General features: G+C 70.4%; 16 protein-coding genes, 1 pseudogene and 1 CRISPR repeat array. Of the genes and pseudogenes, 5 read left to right on the forward strand and 12 right to left on the reverse strand.

The window, feature by feature from the left end; all coding sequences use genetic code 11:
• Window position 1: 1 nt before the first annotated feature.
• The 4 genes from ACZ63I_RS09720 to ACZ63I_RS09735 all read left to right on the forward strand — a co-directional run bounded on the left by ACZ63I_RS09720 (window position 2) and on the right by ACZ63I_RS09735 (window position 3,574).
• Window positions 2–1,378: a glycosyltransferase gene (locus tag ACZ63I_RS09720; protein WP_469337116.1), complete on the forward strand. Its 1,377-nt coding sequence runs from the start codon at window positions 2–4 to the stop codon at window positions 1,376–1,378.
• Entirely contained in the window at window positions 1,375–2,136 is a 762-nt protein-coding gene (locus ACZ63I_RS09725; RefSeq protein WP_469337118.1) for a polysaccharide deacetylase family protein, read from the forward strand. Before ACZ63I_RS09720 ends, ACZ63I_RS09725 begins: the two co-directional genes overlap by 4 nt.
• A 63-nt stretch (window positions 2,137–2,199) precedes the next feature.
• Window positions 2,200–2,583 (forward strand): BlaI/MecI/CopY family transcriptional regulator, encoded by a 384-nt coding sequence (locus ACZ63I_RS09730; protein WP_469337119.1) that lies wholly within the window; start codon window positions 2,200–2,202, stop codon window positions 2,581–2,583.
• Between the two features lie 4 nt (window positions 2,584–2,587).
• Window positions 2,588–3,574 carry a M56 family metallopeptidase gene (locus tag ACZ63I_RS09735; RefSeq protein ID WP_469337121.1) on the forward strand — a complete coding sequence of 329 codons (987 nt, stop codon included), beginning with the start codon at window positions 2,588–2,590 and terminating at the stop codon, window positions 3,572–3,574.
• A 66-nt stretch (window positions 3,575–3,640) separates the two neighbouring features.
• Here the strand turns inward: ACZ63I_RS09735 and ACZ63I_RS09740 are convergent, their stop codons facing one another.
• The 4 genes from ACZ63I_RS09740 to ACZ63I_RS09755 form a co-directional block, all read right to left on the reverse strand.
• Entirely contained in the window at window positions 3,641–4,597 is a 957-nt protein-coding gene (locus ACZ63I_RS09740) for a M48 family metalloprotease (RefSeq protein WP_469337122.1), read from the reverse strand.
• Window positions 4,594–4,974, reverse strand: a complete 381-nt coding sequence (locus ACZ63I_RS09745) for a BlaI/MecI/CopY family transcriptional regulator (protein ID WP_469337123.1) — start codon at window positions 4,972–4,974, stop codon at window positions 4,594–4,596. Before ACZ63I_RS09745 ends, ACZ63I_RS09740 begins: the two co-directional genes overlap by 4 nt.
• A gap of 113 nt (window positions 4,975–5,087) precedes the next feature.
• Window positions 5,088–5,732 (reverse strand): DedA family protein, encoded by a 645-nt coding sequence (locus tag ACZ63I_RS09750; protein WP_469337125.1) that lies wholly within the window; start codon window positions 5,730–5,732, stop codon window positions 5,088–5,090.
• A gap of 115 nt (window positions 5,733–5,847) precedes the next feature.
• A complete protein-coding gene (locus tag ACZ63I_RS09755; RefSeq protein WP_469337127.1) occupies window positions 5,848–6,519 on the reverse strand; it encodes a phosphatase PAP2 family protein in 672 nt (223 codons plus the stop codon).
• A gap of 182 nt (window positions 6,520–6,701) precedes the next feature.
• Here ACZ63I_RS09755 and ACZ63I_RS09760 point away from each other — a divergent pair, with 182 nt between their 5' ends.
• The gene (locus tag ACZ63I_RS09760) at window positions 6,702–7,088 is read left to right on the forward strand and encodes a BlaI/MecI/CopY family transcriptional regulator (RefSeq protein ID WP_469337128.1); all 387 of its coding nucleotides are present in this window, start codon (window positions 6,702–6,704) and stop codon (window positions 7,086–7,088) included.
• Window positions 7,089–7,124: 36 nt separating this feature from the next.
• Here ACZ63I_RS09760 and ACZ63I_RS09765 read toward each other — a convergent pair.
• The 8 genes and pseudogenes from ACZ63I_RS09765 to casA form a co-directional block, all read right to left on the reverse strand.
• A pseudogene (locus tag ACZ63I_RS09765) lies at window positions 7,125–7,744 on the reverse strand (FTR1 family iron permease); the annotation flags it as partial.
• 756 nt (window positions 7,745–8,500) lie between these two features.
• Window positions 8,501–9,145: direct repeats of the CRISPR family, unit length 29 nt; unit sequence GGGTTCATCCCCGCACGCGCGGGGAGCAG.
• Window positions 9,146–9,459: 314 nt separating this feature from the next.
• The gene (gene cas2e, locus ACZ63I_RS09770; RefSeq protein ID WP_469337130.1) at window positions 9,460–9,831 is read right to left on the reverse strand and encodes a type I-E CRISPR-associated endoribonuclease Cas2e; all 372 of its coding nucleotides are present in this window, start codon (window positions 9,829–9,831) and stop codon (window positions 9,460–9,462) included.
• Window positions 9,828–10,826 (reverse strand): type I-E CRISPR-associated endonuclease Cas1e, encoded by a 999-nt coding sequence (cas1e, locus tag ACZ63I_RS09775; RefSeq protein ID WP_469337132.1) that lies wholly within the window; start codon window positions 10,824–10,826, stop codon window positions 9,828–9,830. Before cas1e ends, cas2e begins: the two co-directional genes overlap by 4 nt.
• A 2-nt stretch (window positions 10,827–10,828) precedes the next feature.
• Window positions 10,829–11,533, reverse strand: a complete 705-nt coding sequence (cas6e, locus tag ACZ63I_RS09780; RefSeq protein ID WP_469337134.1) for a type I-E CRISPR-associated protein Cas6/Cse3/CasE — start codon at window positions 11,531–11,533, stop codon at window positions 10,829–10,831.
• Window positions 11,534–11,536: 3 nt separating this feature from the next.
• Window positions 11,537–12,268, reverse strand: a complete 732-nt coding sequence (gene cas5e / locus ACZ63I_RS09785) for a type I-E CRISPR-associated protein Cas5/CasD (protein WP_469337136.1) — start codon at window positions 12,266–12,268, stop codon at window positions 11,537–11,539.
• Window positions 12,265–13,509, reverse strand: a complete 1,245-nt coding sequence (gene cas7e / locus ACZ63I_RS09790) for a type I-E CRISPR-associated protein Cas7/Cse4/CasC (protein ID WP_469337137.1) — start codon at window positions 13,507–13,509, stop codon at window positions 12,265–12,267. The genes cas5e and cas7e overlap by 4 nt, the downstream gene beginning before the upstream one ends.
• Window positions 13,506–14,312: a type I-E CRISPR-associated protein Cse2/CasB gene (gene casB / locus ACZ63I_RS09795; protein WP_469337139.1), complete on the reverse strand. Its 807-nt coding sequence runs from the start codon at window positions 14,310–14,312 to the stop codon at window positions 13,506–13,508. Before casB ends, cas7e begins: the two co-directional genes overlap by 4 nt.
• Window positions 14,309–19,027: a type I-E CRISPR-associated protein Cse1/CasA gene (gene casA, locus ACZ63I_RS09800; protein WP_469337141.1), complete on the reverse strand. Its 4,719-nt coding sequence runs from the start codon at window positions 19,025–19,027 to the stop codon at window positions 14,309–14,311. The genes casB and casA overlap by 4 nt, the downstream gene beginning before the upstream one ends.
• Window positions 19,028–19,831: the final 804 nt, after the last annotated feature.

Genomic DNA, 19,831 nt, shown 5'->3' on the forward strand with positions numbered 1-19,831 from the left:
CATGCCCCATCGCACCACCGCAGCCCACCCCCGGGCCTGTGCGGCGCCTTCCGCCGGACGGGGCCGCGTCACGATCATCTCCGCGAGTGTGGGCGCGGGGCACGACGGCGCCGCCGACGCACTTGGCGCGCGGCTGGCGGCGGCGGGTTTCACGGTCGACCGACTCGACTTCCTCGACCTGCTGCCCGCCCGCACGGGCCGGATCCTGTCGCGTCTCTACCACCGGACCCTGCTGCTCGCGCCCGCCGGTTATCAGCGCGTCCACGCCGCGCTGGAACGCGCCGACCGGCCCGGCCTCCCCCTGCGGCTCCTCCTGCGGAGCGCGGAGAGCCGCACGCTCGCCGCCATCACCCGCGGCACCGTCGCGGTCGTCTCCACGTATCCCGGTGCCAGCCAGGTGCTCGGGGCGCTTCGACGGCGCCGGCTGCTGGATGTGCCCGCGCTGACCTATCTGACGGACTTCTCCGTGCATCCGCTGTGGGTGGCGGCCGGCATCGACGCCCATCTCGCCGTACACCCGATTCCGGCGCGGCAGGCCGACGGACGAGGGGCCGCACGGGTGGTGGTCACCGGCCCCGCGGTCGGACCACGCTTCTTCCCCGCCGGCGAAGGCGAACGACGCGCCCTGCGCGCACGGTTCGGCCTGCCTGCCGGTGCCGCGCTGGCCCTGCTGGTGGCCGGTTCCTGGGGGGTGGGCGCCCTGCGGCGCTCCGCAGCCGAAATACGCGGAACCGGAGCCGCGACGCCCGTAGTGGTGTGCGGCCGCAACGAAGCACTCGCCGCGCGCCTGCGCGCGGACGGCTTCGCGCATGTCCACGGCTGGGTCGACGACATGCCCGGCCTGATGCGCGCCTGCGACGTACTCGTCCAGAACGCCGGCGGACTGACATCGCTGGAAGCGTTCGCCAGCGGGCTGCCGGTCATCAGCTACCGCTGCATACCCGGCCACGGCCGGACCAACGCCGCCGCGCTCGACGAGGCGCGACTCGCACCGTGGGTAAGGGAGGCGCACCAGCTCGCACCGGCGCTCACCGACATGCTGAGCGGTCCGGTCTCCGAACGGCGGCGGGCCGCAGGACTGGCACTGAACGCTCCGCCCCGGGACGTGGTGACGGTGATCGCTTCGACCGTCTCGGGCAGCGCCCCCCTTGCCGGACGCGGCGCGCCGGCGGTGCGGAGAAGCAACCGGCCACGAGCCACGAGCAGAACCAGGTCCAGGGCCAGGAGCATAACCAGGAGCAGAACCAGGGCCATGGCCGGTGCACTGGTCGCCACCGTCTGCCTGGGCGTCGGAATACCCCTCGCCGGCGCGTACGACGCCGGCCCCGCCCGCTTCTCCTCGTTCGCGCACGAACTCCTGGAGAGGTACGAGCTGTGAGCGGCCGCCCCGGCACCTCGGCGCTGATCGGCGCCGGGGTCGCACTGTCCGCGGCAGCACTGCCCGCGGCCGCACTCCACGCCGGTCCCGCGCTGTCCACGTTCGGCCCGCTGCGCAACCGGTTCTTGCCCCGTCTCGCGGGGCAGGGCGACCCCGGTCATGTGGCGCTGACCTTCGACGACGGGCCCGACCATCTCTCCACGCCGCACTTCCTGCGCGTTCTTGAGAAGTACCGGATCCGGGCCACGTTCTTCCTGCTGGGCTCCATGCTGACCCGCTCCCCCGCCCTGGCCCGGGAGATGGCCGCCGCCGGACACGAGATCGCCTGCCACGGCTGGGCACACCGCCCGCTGGCCGTGCGCGGCCCACGGGCCACCCGCGAGGACCTCACCCGGGCGGTCGGCCTGCTGACCGAGGTGCTGGGCGAACCACCGCGGCTGTTCCGCCCGCCGTACGGAGTGATGACCACGCCGGCCCACCTCGCCTGCCGCGAGCTGGGCCTGAGCCCCGTGCTGTGGACCGCCTGGGGCGAGGACTGGCGGGCCCGCGCCACGCCTCGCAGCGTTCATGACACGGTGATGGGCTCGCTTCGCGGCGGTGGTACGGTCCTGCTCCACGACTCCGACTGCACCTCAGCCACCGGTTCTTGGCGCCATACGCTCGGCGCCCTTCCCCGCATTCTCGATACCTGCCTGGACCGGGGCTGGCAGCCGGGGCCGCTGCGCGACCACGGCTCGCCTTTCCTCTACAAGCGGTAGTAGCTTGGTTCCGTGCTCCGCGAACGCCGCGGTGCCGCCACGGACGACGGAGGAGCGGGCAGTGTGACGGGTGACACTTCGGAAGCAGCCGGCCGACGGGCACCCGGTGAGCTGGAGAACGAGGTGCTCGCGGCGCTCTGGGCCGCAGGGCAGCCGGCCTCGGCGGCGACGGTGCGCGAACAGGTCACCGGCGACCCCGCGTACACGACAGTACTGACGATCCTGTCCCGGCTCCACGAGAAGGGGCTGGTGACCCGCGAACGGGCCGGTCGCGGATATCTGTACGCGCCGGTTCGCGACGAGGCGGGACACACTGCCGCCGGGATGCGGGCGCTGCTGGAGAAGGGCACCGACCGAGCTGCGGTACTCGCCAGGTTCGTCTCCGAACTCCCCTCCGAGGACGAGCAGTTGCTGGAGCAGTTGTTGCGCGGACACCCAAGGGACTGACCACGTGCGGATCGCCCTCTTCATCCCCTTCACCATCAGCGTCGTCCTGGCGCTCACCGCCCGCTCCGCCGGGCACAGGCTGCCGCCGAGACCGGCCGCGTGGCTGCTGACGGTCGCCGCTGTCGTGACGGGAGCCGGGTGGGCCGCCGCGCTGGGCATGCTGGCCTTCACACTCATCGGCAGATTCCCCGAGCTGGCCGAAGAGGGTGGCTGGTCCTCGGGCGTGCTGGCCGCGGAGACACCGGTGAACTGGCCGGTCGCCGCCGGCTGCGCCGCCCTGCTCGTCGTCTGCGCCGTCATGCTGCTGATCGCCGCCGCGCGGTGCACCCGGACCCTCGTCAGGGCCCGACGGCAGAGCCGCCGGCTGCCCGCCGGCGGTGATCTGGCCGTGGTCGACGACCCCGTGCCCCTCGCGTTCGCACTGCCCGGATCACCCGGCCGCGTCGTCGTGTCGTCCAGCATGTTGCAGGCGCTCGGTACGGACGAACGGCGCGCCCTGTTCGCGCACGAACGGGCGCATCTGCGCCACCGCCACCATCTCTTCCTGCTCGTGGTCCAGTTGGCCGCAGCGGTCAACCCGCTGCTCCGGCCGGTCGCGACCGAGGCCGGCTTCGCCCTGGAGCGGTGGGCGGACGAGAACGCGGCCGTCGTCGTCGGCGACCGTCCTCTGGTGGCCCGCGCCGTCGCCCGAGCGGCGCTCGCCGCGAACCGTGCGCCGCAGCAGGCTCTCGCGGTCACTGGAGGCCAGGTGCCCCGGCGCGTCCAGGCGCTGCTCGTCCCGCCGCCCCCGCTCCGCCGGCACCTCGTGGCGGCGCACACCGCACTCATGGTGCTGTGCTGTGCGAGCCTGGCCCTGTCGGCACACGACATGGACGAGATCTTCGACATGGCGTCCCCGACGCACACCACCACCATCACCCGCGTCGTACCACCGCCGCATCGACAGCCGGAGTCGAAGGCCGGCGACGACACGGTCACCGTCAGCCGCTGAGCGTCCTGCGCGCTGGTAGAAGTCACCCGTCCGTCGTCGCTTGAGCGGACTCAGCGCGGAGCGGACTCAGCGCGCTCGCACGGCTTCAGCGGCGAACTCCACGTATTCGTGCAGCCCGTAGGCCAGGACCAGCCCCAGCGCCGCCGACAGCGCCACGGCCGTCAGCAGGGCGGCGACGGCGGCCCGCGCGCCGCGCGCCCGGGGCCGGACCGGCACCGGACTCAGCAGGGCCTGGACCCGGTGCGGAACCGGCCCCGTACTCACCGACAACCGGGGCCCGGGGCTCTCGCCCGCACCTCGCTCCGATTCCGTGGACGCGGCAGCCAGCGCCGCGCGGGCGATGGCTTTCGCCGCCAGTCGGCGATCGCCCACCAGGGAGGCTGCCGTCTCGTCCGCCCAGCGCTCCAGGTGGAAGTTCAGGGCCCCGCCCAGAGGGTGCAGGGCCGGATGCACCGCGGCGGCCAGATAGGCGGTGGCCGTCAGCAGATGGTGGCGGCCGGTCAGATGGGCCCGCTCGTGGCCGAGCAGCACCTCGCGTTCCGCGCGGCCAAGAATCCGGAGCATGCCGGTCGTCACCACCACCCGCCCGCTGTGCTCACGCCAGGCGGGCAGCGCGAACGCCTGCGGTGCGGGATCCGGCACCACGAGGAGGTCGCCGGCGGGTGCCACCTCACCGATGGACGCCCAGGCGCGTACGAGCATCGAGCGGCGCTCGTACCAGCGGCGGGCCAGCAGCACCGTCTGGAACACCAGGAGCGCCCCGGCCGCCGCTGCCACGGGTAGGGCGGCCGGCCACTCGGCAGCCGCCCGGCTCAGCGGTATCTGTTCGAGGGAGGCGAGGAACGGCACATGGAACAAGCCGACCAGCGCGGCGAGCGTGCCGCCCGCCAGGAGCACGGCGGCTCCGGTCAGCACGGCGCACGCCTCCCGCGGTGGCAGCAGGCCGGCCAGCCGACGCGCGGCCGCCACCGCGCCCCAGGGCACCACCAGCGTCAGCGCGACCAAGGACAGAGCCAGGGTCACGCGCCGTCCTCTGATTCCAGCAGGAGCCGCTTCAACGCGACCTCGTCGCCTTCCGACAGCGAGGACACGAACCGCTTCAGCACCAGCTCGCGGTGCGGCTCCCGCTCCAGTTCCCTGCGCATGCGCCCGGCCGCCAGCCCGGCGGCGTCGTCCGCCGCCGCATAGGCGAAGCCGCGGCCCTGCGGGGTCCGCACGACCGTCCCCTTCTCATGCAGACGGACCAGGATCGTCGTCACCGTCGTCCGCGCCAGATCCCGGCCGAGCGCGGCATTGACCTGCGCCGGTGTCAACGGTCCCTTGGCCGCCCAGAGAATCCCCAGCACGTCCGCGACCAGTTCACCGTGCGGACGCCTCGCGTCCCGGTCATCGCCCACCATCGTGTTACCGCCCCGCTACCGGCCCCCGGACCGGCTCGTCCGGGCTTCCACAGTCCTGCCCGGCCAACTGTACGGGGCCGCGTACCGGCCAGGTCCGGCCCTGCCCGGCCCGGTCAGCCGCTGGTTCGCCCGCCACGGCGGGTGTGCCGGCGGGAGCGCAGATATTCGAAGGCGATGGGCAGCAGCGACACCACGACGATGGCGATCAGGATGAGTTCGATGTTCGCCTTGACGAAGTCGATCTTTCCGAGGAAGTAACCGAGCACGGTGACACCGACTCCCCACAGGGTGCCGCCGATGGCGTTGAAGACGATGAAGGTGCGGTAGTGCATGGCGCTGACCCCGGCGATCACCGGCGTGAACGTACGGACGACGGGGACGAAGCGCGCCAGCACGATGGAGCGGGGACCGTACTTCTCGAAGAACTCGTTGGCCTTCTCGACGTTCTGCTGCTTGAACACGCGTGAATCGGGGCGCCTGAAGAGCGCGGGCCCCGCCTTGCGCCCGATGAGGTAGCCGGCCTGGTCACCGAGGACCGCGGCCGCGGCGATCAGCAGGCAGACGAGCCACAGCGGCTGGCTGAGGTATTTGCCTCCTGCGACCAGGAGTCCCGTGGTGAACAGCAGGGAGTCCCCTGGCAGGACGAAGCCGATCAGCAGGCCGGATTCGGCGAAGACGATGACCAGGATGCCGATGAGGCCGAAGGTCGAGATCAGATAATCGGGGTCGAGCCACTGGGGGCCGAGAGCCAGAGTCATGGTCACGTTCCTGTGCGCGGGAGGAAGGGGAGCGGGCGACGGGGAGCGGGCGACGGACCAGGCCGGGTGCGGCTGTTCCGTCGTCAGGCGTGGAAGCTGTGCCGGGCGACGAACTTCAGCGGCCGGGCGGTGGAGGCGTACGCGACGACGAAGGAGACGCGGGCGGCTGGCCGGCGCGCGCCGCTGTCCGGCGCCGCCACAGCAGAACGAGGAGCGCCGCTGATCCCGCCCAGCAGGCGGCCAGCAGCCAGCCCGCCAGGACATCGGTGGGCCAGTGCACGCCGAGGTAGATACGGCTGAAGCCCACCAAGACGGCCCACAGCACCGGCAGAACCAGCAGCACCGGCCTGGCGCGGCCCCGCGCCCTGCGGTACACACCGGCCGTGAGCAGCACGGCCACGACCATCGACGTCGTGGTGTGTCCTGAGGGCATGGCCCAGCCACTGGCCTGGGCGGCCCAGTCCTCGGCCGGCGGCCGGGGGCGGGCCAGAGCTGTGGCGAGGGCAATGCGGACCATCTGCGCGGAGGCAAGGGCGATCAGGCCCGCGAGAGCACCGCGCCATACGTCGATCCGCAGCGCGAGCACACCGCCCAGGGCCGCCAGGGCGTAGGCGGGCACCCCGCTGCCGCTGTCCGTGACGACGACAGCGGCATGCCGCGCCCACGCGGGACGGTGGCTCAGCGCCCACTCGTGCACAGCGGTGTCCAGGGCGAAGGGGGCACCCCGCACCGAGACGGCCGCGGCCAGGACACCGAGCGATACCGCGCCGACCGACGCGACGGTCACCGCCCACCGCCATGGCGGGTCTGGACGCGGAGGGGGGTGGATGGGCGAAGAGGACATGAGTCATCCTGTGGACAGGGTCGTCGCGCGGGTGGATGCGTGTGGCGTCGATCAGAAGACACCGTATCTTCTATACGCGAATAGAAGATACTACGGACTGTGGACCCAAGGGGCAGGAGGACGGTTTGAGCGCCCGGAGACAGCCGTCGGGAGAGAGCGGCAGACGACGCGCGAACGGCGCGCTGGAGGCCGAGATCCTCGCCCTGCTGCATGCCACGGGAGAGGCCATGACTCCCGGGGAGGTGGCCGACCGGCTGGCCGCCCCGCTCGCCCACACCACTGTGGCCACCACACTCGCCCGCCTGCACGGCCGCGGCGTACTGAACCGCTCGCCACAGGGGCGCAGTTATGCCTACACGCCCGTCACCGACGAATCGGGCCTGACCGCGCGGCACATGCGCCAGGTGATGGAGACGGACAGCGACCGAGCCGCCGTACTGACCCACTTCGTGGGCGAGCTGTCCGCCGACGACGAAGCCCTGCTGCGCCGCCTGTTGGGCGGCGCAGGGTAGTTGGGCGGCGGTGGCGGCCGGTCTCGGCCGTGATCTCTACGGCGCTGCCTGCCGGGTGCCCGCGAGCCTGGCCGCAGCCGGTTTCCGACGCTCAGGGAGAAGGAAGAGGATCATCACGGGCACGAGGTAGGAGGCCCACACGACGGTCTGCAGGATCGTGGGGTCGGGCTGAAAGTTGAACACGCCCTTGAGGAGCGTGCCGCCGTACCAGGAATCCGGGGGGACGGTCGTGCTGATGTCGAACGCGAGGCTGTTCAAGCCGGGCAGCAGGTCGGCTTCCTGAAGGTCGTGCATGCCGTACGCGAGGACCCCGGCAGCGACGACCACGAGCATGGCGCCGGTCCACCGGAAGAACTTCGCCAGGTTGATCTTGAGTGCGCCTTGGTAGAAGAGCCAGCCCAGGACGACTGAGGTGAGCAGCCCGAGGAGGGCTCCGCCGAGCGGGCGGACGCCGTCGCCGGTGGCCTGGACGGCCGTCCAGATGAACAGCGACGTCTCCAGTCCCTCGCGGCCGGCGCGCCGGTACCGAGCGCGAGAGCGGCGTCCAGTTTGCCCTGGAGTTCGGACCTCAGATGCCGGGCGGTGCGCCGCATCCAGAAGACCATCCAGGTCACCAGGGCGACGGACAGGATCGACAGGCTGCCTCCGAGGGGGTCCCCAACTGGCCCCCACCACAATGCCACCGCCCAGGCGGATCGGCCTCTCCGAGGATTCACGATCCGGAGGTCAGCAACTCAGGAGGCATCGCGCCGACGGGCCCGCTCGGCTTTACGTTTGAGGTTCCTGATGGCCTCGTGCCATCGCCAGGAATCGCTGGTGTACCAGTCTTCTTCGTCGATGGGCCGCCAGCTCGCCAGCTCCTCCAACTGTGAGATCACCGCGTAGGTGTCGTGCTGACTTCCACCCGGGTCGAGTTGACGTGTGATGTCGTGCAGTCGGCGGGCGGCGGGCGGCGGGCGGCGGGCGGCGGGCGGCGCGGTAGTACGAGACCTGACTGCCGGTCAGCCTGCGTACGGCGTAGCCGCCGCACTTGCCGCACCGGTTGAAGTCGTCTCGCGCGAGCAGGTCCGTGACAGTCAGAAGATCGTCGTTGGCTGCGATACCGCGGGTTCATCCCCGCACGCGCAGGGAGCAGGGCGGCACGTGGCGGAAGGATGCGACGAGCCTGGGTTCATCCCCACACGCTCGGGGAGCAGATCGCACGCTGTAGAGCCACCTGGGCGTCGATGGGTTCATCCCCGTACGCGCGGGGAGCAGGCAGGGGGGCGGGGGTCGTGGTCATCGGGTGTGGGTTCATCCCCGCACGCGCGGGGAGCAGGATCGATCTCCCACTGGCCGAGCGCGTTGAGGGGGTTCATCCCCCGTACGCGCGGGGAGCAGCTTTGAGCTGAGACTTACGAGGCACCGGATTGGGGTTCATCCCCGTACGCGCGGGGAGCAGAGCTTCACCGGCGCGAGGCGCGCGATGGCGGAGGGTTCATCCCCGTACGCGCAGGGAGCAGGTGACGCCGTCGAGCGGCAGGATCGCCACGGCGGGTTCATCCCCGCACGCGCAGGGAGCAGCAGTTCGCGGCCGATCTGCAGACCCTCGCCGCGAAGGGGGGTTCATCCCCGCACGCGCGGGGAGCAGCCGCTCCCCGATCTCGCCGAGATCCGTCGCCGGGGTTCATCCCCGCACGCGCGGGGAGCAGAACGGCTGGCACTGCCACTACCACGTCCTGCTGGGTTCATCCCCGCACGCGCGGGGAGCAGCCAAGTGCCGGAATAGCCTCTCGGAACAGCTCGGGTTCATCCCCGCACGCTCGGGGAGCAGTTCATGATTCAGGTTAAAGAGCGCAGTTCGCGGGGTTCATCCCCGCACGCGCGGGGAGCAGGCCACGATGTCGTTCAACAACCGGGACGGCCGGGGTTCATCCCCGCACGCGCGGGGAGCAGAAGGTGGTGCAGATCGTCCCCGTGAACGAGGCGGGTTCATCCCCGCACGCGCGGGGAGCAGGCCGAGCCATTTCCCGGCGCCGATCATGAGCTGGGTTCATCCCCGCACGCGCGGGGAGCAGTCTCCATGACCTGCGCATTTAGCCGAGGTAGGTCCTCGGTGCAGCAACGATGAGAGAAACGCACAATGTAGACGAATGAGACGAAAGCGATCTGGACGGCTCGTGAGGTGGAATCTAGGCCCCAGCCGGGTACTTCGGGCCGGCTCAAGGCGACTCGTCAGTGGTGGATCTCCCCGTCGTGGGACGTGCGCAAGCCGGTCGCCTCAACAAGGTGACGGCTGTGATTCTTTTGCCGACGAGTTTGTATGGAGAATCCCGGAGCTGAAGCGGACTTTGGAAGGGCCTGGGCACAGCCAGGGGTTGAGAACGGCGCATTACGGGGCCCGGTTGCCGAAGCGGCGGCGTTTGGACGCTTTGCTCCATCCCGATGGGCCCGACAACGAAGTACGCGGAGTTCCCGGAGCGGGTGGGCGGTCGGTGGGGCGGAAGATGAGGGTGAGGCCCTCGTGGTCGACGGGGTGCCATTTGTGATCGTGGGTGCGGAAGTCGTAGCCCTGCTCCGAGTTGGTGGAGTAGGCGAGCAGTGCGCGGCCTTGGCCCGCGTACTGGCGGACCTCGTCCCACAGGGCGTCGCGGATACGGGCCGAGGGGCTGCCCAGGAAGACGCCGGGCGAGATCTCCAGGAGCCAGCGGGTGAGAAAGCCGCGCAGGCCCACGGGGCAGTGGGTGAGGACGATGACGGTCACCAGATGACGCCGTCCTGCACCATAGCGTCCTGGGTCTGGGCACCGTCGTACCGCGCCGCGTCGTCGCCGTAGTTGCGGCCGGCGGCCACCTCGGCGCCCTTGTCGGACAGGAGGGTGACGCGGTCGATGTCGTCGTCGTCCGGTTGGTCACGCTTCGGCGCGAGCAGCGCCTGGATGTCGCGTACGCAGCGGTCCAGCAGGCCCGCGCTGTTGATCCGGTCCCGCAGTGCCCGGCGGGTGCGGGGGCCGATGTCCCCGGGGCCTTCGGCGACCACCTCGAAGGCGACCGGGATGCCGATGTCGGTCTTGTAGAAGTCGGCGACGTCGAGAACGAAGGACAGTTCGTGGCCCGAGTGGACGAAGCCGAGCCCTGGGCTGCAGCCCAGGGCGGCGACGACGGTCTGCGCGATCCCGTACATGCACTGCGCCGCGGCCGTGACCGCCTGGTTGGGCGCGTCGCCCGACCCGAAGTCGCCAGGTGTGAACCGCCGGCCGCGCCAGGGGACGCCGGTGCGGGCGGCCTGCTCGGCATAGCAGCGCTTGACCCGGTCGCCCTCGCGGCCGAGCAGTTGGCGACGCGTACAGCCGGCCGGATCCTCGTCGGGGAAGCGCAGCCGGTACATGGCGCGGGCCACATCGAGCCGGGTCCGCTGGTTGGCCCAGGCGACCGCCTGTGCTTCGACGAGCGCGGAGGAACGACTCAGTGCCCGGCCACCGGCGTAGAACCGCACGCCGTTCTCCCCGACCCACACCACCACCGCTCCGGTCTCGCCGAGAACCGCCATGGCCTGATGCGTGATCCGGGTACCCGGGCCGAGCAGCAGCGTGCCGATCGTCGCGGACGGGATGTGGCGTATGCCGTCCGCGTCCTCGGCGGTGATGGCGTTGGCGTCGCGGTGCACGACACAGCGTTCGAGGTAGACGAAGGACAGGCGGTCGCCGACACGGGTGAGCTGCCGGGGGCTCGACGCGGGGCGTCTGCTGACCGTACTCACGGCTACTCCGCCGGGGCGAGGGTCATCAGCCCGCACCCGTACGCCTTGGCCTTGCCGAGGCCGGCGGTGAGCGTGCGGCGGAGCGCTTCGGGGTCCAGGACCCGGAGGCGGCCGTCGTAGGTGACGCGGGTGAGGGTCACTTTGTGCGCACGCTCGTCGGACTCGTTTCTCTTGCCGAAGGCCAGGTTGCGACGGTCGTGGACGACGACCTCGTGCCAGGGGCCGTCGAGTCCGTCCGGCCGGGGCTCGGGTCGTTCCACGATCGCGAACCCGGCGTCGGCCTGCCGCTTCAGCAGCCAGGCGAGCTGATGCCGGGGGGTGATATGGGCGGTGCGCTTCGTCGGCTCCGCCGCGTGCCGTCGAGCGCTGTGTACGGGGTTGGCTGTCAGCCGGAAGGCCCAGGTGTCGTCGGTGGCGAGCCGGGTGAGGAACGGCGTGTACGACGCGGTGTGCCAACTGCCCGTCGTCGGCCAGCCTGCCTGCTCCACCAGGTGGGTGAGGTCGGGCCGCTGCGGACTGACGATGTAGAGCAGCACCTCGCTGCGGGACTGCTGGTCCAGGCGCCACAACACCCGTGGCCCGTTGCCCGGTTCACCGGGCTTCTCGGCGAAGGAGGACATCACGGCTGCGTGCAGGCTCTGCGGCGAGGTGAGCAGCCGACGGGCGCCCAGGCGTGCGGTGTTGACGCGGAAGCGGGTCAGAAACATCGGTCAGTCTTCCAGTATCGGCATCGGGTCGTGCCTCGGTGGCACGAAGGCCCGGCGGGTGGTGCTCAGCGGATTGATGACGGTCACGGCCCGCGAATCGATGCTGCGCAGGCCGTAGCGGCGGTGGCGGGGGTCGAAGCTGAGCGGCTGGTCCCGTACGGCGTCGCCTGGCCCCTCGCCGGCCCCCAGGTCCGCGATCGCCTCCAGTTCGACACGCCGCTCGCGGGCGCGGCGGCGCTGGACCCAGGTGGACGCCTGCCAGGGCTCGGCCTCCAACGCCCGCCACAGGTCGCCGCGATGAACGCCCAGGTCGATCGGGCGCGACGGCGGGCAGGAGCGGCGGCCGAGGAACGGCAGGTACACCGGTGCACGGACCGCCGCGTAGAGAGCCTCGATGAAGGCTTCGTCGCCCTCGACGGCGGCGACGAAGACCGCGTCGGAGAGATAGAAGCGTTCCGACACCGGCATGGATTTACCGGTGTCGCCGTGGCGGGCGGTCTGGTAGTCGCGTACCCGGGTGCCCGGCTGGTCGAGCCGGACCGCGAAGGTCAGCGCGGCGAGGTCGGTGACGTCGGCGGCACGGTCGCGGCCCTGCGCTGCGGCAAGCAGCCCCAGTACCCCGCTCTTGGTGGGGGCGCGTTCCGTCGTGCGCCGTGTAAAACGGGACGACGCTCCCCAGGACTGGAGCGGGCCGGCCAGGCGCAGTGTCAGCACACGGCGGTCTTTCGCGGTCATGCGGGACGGTCCGGCCCGTTCTGCGCCTGCCCGGCCGACCGCCGCGCCGGACCGTCCGCCAGCCGTTCGGCGACCGCGCCGCCGACAGCGTCGAGCAGTCCATTGATGGTGACGTCCGTGCCGAGGGCCGCCAGGGGCTCGGTCGCGGCGCCCACCCGCAGCACCCAGCTCGGGTCGCCGGTCACCTCGTACGCCTTCTCGATGTCGGAGACATGGGCGAGCAGTTGGGCGCACGCGCCGCGCAAATGGCCCCCGGCCTCCTGGGGGGCGAGAACGGGTTCCTCGAAGGCGGAGACGAAACTGATGGGCCGCGCTGAGCGGAGGGTGACGACCACGGCCTCGGGAAGGGTGTGGTTGCCGAAAGTGTTGATCTTCCCGGTCGGCATGGAGGCGATGAAGCCCTGGAGGAAGGCCCGGACAGCTCTGCGCACCGGCTCGGTCACCGACTCGTCGGCGCTCAGTCCGACGCCGAGATTGTCCTGCAACTTGTCCACGTCGAGCGCGGCATAGCGGTACAGAGTCGCGGAGTTGAAATCCACCGTACCGATCATGCCGGCACCGGACTCCTCATCCTCCTTGTTCCGGTCGTCGACCGCGGTGAAGTAGTCCGACTCGTTCTCGACCTGGTGGACGCTGATGGCGTGGGCGACTTGGGCCGCAGCGTCGACGTTGAGGTCGGTGGAGTCCGCGACCATCCGCCCGAACAGCGCGACGTCCACCGAGTGCCGGGTGTCAGCGGTCTTCCGGGCGCGATCCTTGTTCTCCTTGACCTTCAGATACGCCTTGATGTCGTCGGCTCCCTCGACCGCGAGGCGGGCCAGGCCGTCGAGCTGGCGTGAGCTGAGGAACATCAGGTACGAGGACTCCGGCGGCGGCTGGGGCTCGCCCTTCTTCTTGGCGCTCTCCGCCTTCCTGCGCGGCACCTCGATCTTGGAGCCCGTCGCGGCGTAGAGCACTTCGGCAGCCAGCGCCAGGGCGGTGGCTTCGTTCAGCGCGGGCTCCACGGCGGTGATCCGTTCGGCCAGCAACTCCGCCACCCGGCGCGTGCGGAAACCTAGTTCGGCGGGGTCGAGCAGAGCTTGGAATGCCTCACGGGTGGCCTTCTTCCACGCCTGGCTCGACACGCGGGCCCGGCGTACACCGCCGTAGACAGCCGTCTTCGGGGTGCCGGTGTCGTCGCGGTTCAGGTTGCTCGGCGGCACGGTCTGCAACACGTGCACATCGATGATGGTGCGGCTCACGGGGTTTCGTCCTCCGAGGTGGTGGTGTCGCCGTCCGGGGCGGCGGTGTCGAGATCGTCGGGCGTGCTCTGCTCGGCCGCGGCGCCACTCTCCGACGCCGATCGGGGGACGGCGAGGTAGGAACGCCCCCAGGAGCGGCGTACCGACTGGGCCCCGCCGGGGGTCTGCCAGATGTAGAGCTGATCGGCGAGCAACCCGTAGTCGAGCGGGACGGCATCGCGCCGCAGCAGGAGTACGAGGTCGCGCAGCCGCCCTGCGAGCACTGCGGGGGTGGCGGCCGTACCGGCCCGGACGAAACGCTTGCGCGTCGGCTCATCGATCCCGCCGCCCGGGTGCAGACGGCGTACGGCCGCGCCGAGTTCCGGACCCGGCCTGCGGTGCATACGAGCCGTATGGCGGGACTGCTGGTGCAGCGACCACAGAGTGACGGTGGCATACGCCGCCTCTTCGGCCCAGCGCATTTTCTGCTCGGTGAGATCGCCGTTCTCGTACTGCACGAAGAGCGGCTCGGTACCGACGAGACCCCACAAGTCAGGCATCTCTCCGGCAGGGCGGCCTACACCGCGCCGCAACCGGGCCAGGGTGCCCACCGCGTCGCTGCGGTCGTCGAGATAACCCCGCTGAAGCAGGTTGATGCGCTCGTGGACGGCGGCGCCCACCAGCCCCAGGGGCGCCTGCCGGGGGCCGAGCGGTGTCTTTCGCCGGCCGGGTGCCACTGTCGCGGGGCCGGGGCCGGGGCCGGGGGCGGTGGCGGGCGCGGCGGTGGGGCCGGGCTCGGGGGCTACGGGCAAGGTCGCGGTCATACCGGCGCCTCCACGGGGGCGGGTCGGGAGGGCGAAGGAGGTGAGGCATCCGCAGGGCCTTCGCCGGTATCGGTGGGCAACAGCTTGCCGAGCCGCGTGCGGAAGCGGAGTTCGGCCGCGGCGTCGTTCAGCCAGCGTGGCCCGCCCTGGCCGTCCACGACGCGTCCCTCCCAGGCGGCGAGGCCGGTACCGTCCAGCATCTCCGCCCCCAAGCCCGCCACGACGCGCCGCAGTTCGCGCCTCCAGTCGCTGCGGTAGTCATCCGGGTCCGGGCGGGAGCCCAGTTCCCTCAGCCAACGGCGGTACGAGGTGTCGAGAGTGCCGAATCCCAGATCGCGAGCGGTGTTCCTGCGGGGCTCCGGGTCGGACCCTGCGGCCAGGGCGAGGTCGGTGGCGAGATCGCCCAAGATGCGGACAGCTTGCTCCGCATCGTCCAGAGCGTCCAGGGCCCTTTGTCCGTACCGCTGGTCCTCATGGTGCATCAGCACCACGGACATCAGCACCCCGTCGTCCACCACCTCGTCGATGACGGACTGCTGGGTGCCGTACCTCGCGCCGATGAGGCGAGTGCGGATCAGGTGGCGCGGCGTGAGGATCCCCTCTGTGCTCAGCCGGGCGATCCACTCCACCATCCCGGGACGCAGGCGCGCTGCGGCCCCCTCCCCCTGTGTTGTCCCCCGCTCACGTCCGGCGAGCAGCCCCTCCAGGCCGCGCCATGCCATGTGCGACGGGTCATGTTCCAGGGGCAGGTAGACGGTCGGCTCTCCTCGTTTCTTCTCCTGCGCCGGGCTGCGACGCCAGACGGTCATGGGCTCGTATCCCTGCTTGTTGTGCGGTTCAAGAGGGTCGCCGTAACACAGCACCACTCCGTACACACCTTCAGTGTCATGGTGGAGCCGGATACGGCGGGACTGCCAGGTGTACAAGTCCCGCAAGCCGTACGGCCGTTGCTTGAGGTCCGCCGCCGCGGCCGGGCCGCTCGGCTCCGTCGCCCGCCAGGCGGGCCGGTCGGCGGGACCGCCATGTACGCGGGCGGTATCCGCAGCCACCAGGTTGAGCAGCAATGTCTCGCGGAGGGTGTTCCCTTCGATCAGCACGCCGCCGAGATTGCCTGCCCAGGCCACACCCAACGGATAACCCTTGCCGGACTTCACCCGGGGATCGCCCACCGCGCCCGACTTGATGCCCGACGGGTCGAACGCGTGAGCGTGCACCAGCCAGCGGGCCGCCTCGGCGAAGCCGAGCCGGCTGACACCTGGCATCCGCATGCTGAAGAAGGGGTCGCCGTTGGGGACATCGGCGACGATACGGTTGAGTGAGGAGACCTCGTTCTTGGCCGTATGCAATCCGGCGACCTGGTAGAACGGGTGCTCCGGGTGCAGCAGATCGAAGCGTTCTCGGTGCCGGGTCAGATAATCGGCGACGGACACGGCGAACGGGGCGTCGGCCAGCCACAGCTCCTCCCACGCGTCGATATCGGCCGGCGCCGAGCCCATCTCCGGGGCGTCGCCGAGAGCGTCGTGGAGGATGGCCAGAAGCAGTCTGACCAGCGCGAACTCCTGGGTCGGGAGATCCCCGGCCAGCCGGCGGATGTCGCGTGTCTGGTCGAACACCTCCAGCAGGGACAGCTCCCGCTCCGTCCCGTCCGCGAATTGGACGGGTAACCAGGGGCGGTTGGTCAGGTTGAAGGACGGTACCTCGGGCATCCGTACCGCCTCCTTCCTCTTGCTCGGTTCGTCACGGGTCACCAGCAGGCCCTCGTCGGGGTCGTACGCCAGCCACCACCCTGCCAGCCGGGTCTGACAATCCTCGTCGAGCGCGAGGATCAGTTCCCCGGCGAGCCAGTGGCTCTCCTTCTCCTGCCAGGCATCGACGTAAAATTCCTCAAGCTCGGCGAGGGCCTGGTCGTGCTGTTCGGGAAAGGAGAAGTGGTACGGCAGACGCAGCCCGCTCGCCGCGACCGCGCGGGCGGCCCGCGCGGACGGCACCGCGTCCGTGGGCAGTTCGAGGCCGCCGCGGCCCTTGTCCAACCAGGGCAGGGTGCACAGGGTGCCGTCGGCCCGGCGCATCACGACCAGGACCTCCAGGCTCTCCCGGCTGTCGCGTACCTGCGCCCGGCCGGCCGGGGTGTCGTCGGCGTCGCCGACACCGGCGTCGATCCAGCCGATGATCGGCCTGCCGTTCTTGCGGACCTCATCCAGCCGGAAGATCTCCGCCTTCTGCCGCTGCACCGCACGGGACTCGTCGTGAAGCGCGCGCGCTGGACCGGTGGCCTGCTCCCACTGCGGCGGGCAGGGCTCGTCCTCGCCATAGGCCCGCTGGACGAGTGGGCTGATGTCCTCCGGCAACCGGACCGGACGTGCGGGGCTCTCCGGCCCGCCAAGGTGCGGAGCGAGAACGGCGAGGGAGCGCAGCAGCGGATAAGCCCCGTAGACGGTGCGCGAGCCCTTCACCGGTTGCGGAGCGGGCGCCGCCTGCCAGTCCACACCTGTCACCAGGCAGCGCGGCTGCCGCAGCCGCGGCGGACGCTCGCTCTGGTCCGCACCGCGCGGATGCCGGTGGAGTCGTCCCATCCTCTGGAGCAGCAGGTCCACCGGGCACAGGTCGGTCACCAACAGATCGAAGTCCACGTCGAGGGACTGCTCGGCGACCTGGCTGGCGACCACGATGTGGGCGATGCGCGGACGGTGCGGCGAGGTACCGCCACCGTGGTCCGGTGGTCCGAAACGGGTCAGCAGCGAGGCGTCCTTGCGTGCCCGGTCGACGTCGATGAAACGCGCGTGCGCGACGGTGACGTTGTCCGCGCCGAACCTCTCCCGCAGCACGGCTGCCGTGTCCGTCACCCGGTCGACGGTGTTGCGTACGACCAAGGCGCAACCTCCGTCGGCCAGTTCCTCGGCCAACCGGTCCGCAAGTACGGTGACGTCGTCGGCCAGTCGCTCCAACTGGACATCGCTGCGGCGGCCCGAGGCGGCGGGCGACGCCGTGGTGGCGCCGGCGCCAGGGGCGACGGCGGTCAGGAGCGGATAACCGGTAGCGACGGCGGTCTCGGGGGCCCCACCGGCGCCGGCGGTCGCTCCGGTGTATGCCTGCGCCAACTCCCTACGCCTGCCTGCCGGAAGGGTCGCGGAGAGCACCACGACGGGCACGCGGTATGCGCCGAGCCACGAAAGGACGCGGTCGAGATACGTGTTCATGTAGGCGTCGTAGGCGTGGACTTCGTCGATGATGACGACCTTGCCCGCCATCGCGAGGTGACGCAGAGCCAGATGTCGGCTCTTGAGACCGGTCATGAGCAACTGGTCGATGGTCCCTACGGCGAACGACGCGAGCAGCCCCTTCTTCCGCCCGCGCAGCCACTGGTGCGCGACGAGGTCGGCGGAGGCGGCGCTCTTGGCCGAACCCGGCTTGCGCGCCGGGGCGGTGGGGTGTTCGTCGGTGGCGTACGCGTCCACGGCGGCGATGGTGCGGTGGCTGTCCCGCATGAGGACGGCGTAGTCCTCCTGGAGCGCGGCTTTGGCGTGAGCGAGGAGCACGGAACGCTCCACGGCGGTGGTCTGCGGGGCGGAGTCTCCGAAGACATGGTCCACAGGGGCGTCCGGGAGCCGGTCGAGCCAGGCCAGCAGGCGCGGGAACATCGCGTTGCTGGTCGCCATCGTCGGCAGCGCGACGTAACACCCGCCGGCGCCTGAGCGGGCCGCGAAGACCTCCGCGACCGCGAGGGCCGCCTCGGTCTTCCCTTCGCCCATGGGTGCCTCGATGATCAGCATGCCCGGCTGCGACATCCCGCGCGCCATCACAACAGCCTGCTCCTGCACGGGCCGTACCCGCGCACCGGGCGGCAACGCGAAGCGCGCGGCGAACAACTCAGCCGCAGGGGCGCCGGGTTCGGCGGGCGACCATGGCGGAGGGAGCCGTAGCCCCTTCCACGCGGCCGCGACACGCTCCGCGTCGCTTCGACGTTGCGCCTCGGGAAAGTACGGGAAGAGGTCCGGGTTGCTGGCGATCCAGTCACACACGATGACGGTGGCGGAGAGCAAGACCTGTACGGGCTGCGGCAGTTTCACCTGGCGCCAGTCGTCGAGCCGATCGCCGACCCGGAAGACGTCGGCGCAGGCGTCCAGCAACTCGTTCTGCACACGCTGCCAAACGGCCTCCGCCGGGCCGGGCGTTCGCAGCAACTCGGGGTGGGCGTCCAGGTTGTGGAGCTGCATATGGTCGGGCGGAACGCCGTGATGACCACCCGCAACGACCGCGAACTGCGCCGACGCGCGGCGCGTCCAACCGCGTCTGTCCTCCAGCCACTCCTGCAGCAACACTTGACCGGCCAGCCCGTGCGGGGCCATTCGGCGGTCGTCACCGAACTGCTTTCTCGTACGCATACGAAGCCCGGCGGTACCCATCACGTGGGCGAGATCGTCCACTTGGCACGCGAAGGCGGGCGTGCACTTGCCGATGTCATGCGTCCCGGCCAACCACACACACAACCGCCGCCCGTCGTCCGCTCCCCCAGGCAGCGGTTCCGCGATGAGCTGCTTGACGTTACGCGGCAGCCAGTGATCCCAGAGCAACCCGGCGACGGCGGCGCTGTCCGCCATATGCCGCCACAGCGGCAGCCACTGCTGACTGTCCCGATCATGCTTGGCCCACACGGTCCTGGCCGCACCCGTCAGACGGTCACTCAGACTCGGGGGCTGTTCCTCTCTGTCATGCACGGCGGTTATTCAACAGGGCTTAAGGCGATACGCGCAGCGCGTCCGCCAAAGCGATCAAAAAAGATCACGCATGGCGAAACTATTTCCACACTCGAACATTGAGCTACGCAGGTGGGAACGAGTGCCATGCCGAGAGGTCGAAGAGTCGCCGAACTCCGAGCGCCTGGGAGTTGATTCACCCGCTTTGATGACGGCGAATTTTCCGCCTACGGGTACAGACAGACTAGGATCACCCCCAATCTGCTCCTCGCGCACGCGGGGTAATTCTGCCGGAACGATAAAGCCTCGGACGCGACTCGCGCCCACGTGGTGAGCCGGCCGAGCCTACGGGAGCCTTCCCTATCCGGAGCACACCGGATGTCCCCGCTAATGCCTATTGGGCCACATACGACCGCTCCCCGCACATGCGGGGATTAATATGCCAGCCTGACTGACTGATTTCCCTTCACTTCCTCCGCGCCTTTATACAGAACGCTAAAGACTAGTCGGCAAGCGGCGCGCCTGGGGCGGTGAAGCGCCACGATTGGATAGCGTCACCGACAAGCCAGGCTGCCGCAGAGCGGCCTTGAAGGCTGAACCGATAGACGCATCAATCCCACAAGACGATTCACGCGATGGACGGGAAATATGAACCTGCAGATCCTCGCCTCGACTCCGCAAACCTTCGGGTGTGCCCTCCTATGTCTGCTGGTGTGCGGCCTGGATCGGGTAAGAGTCCGAGCTGGCGGCCGAAGGTTCCATGTCGTCATCACGCTCTGGCTCGCCCCGCATAGTCATGCAAGCAGCAGCTACAACTGGGGGCAC

The organism is Streptomyces sp. NPDC087906 (assembly GCF_055584925.1).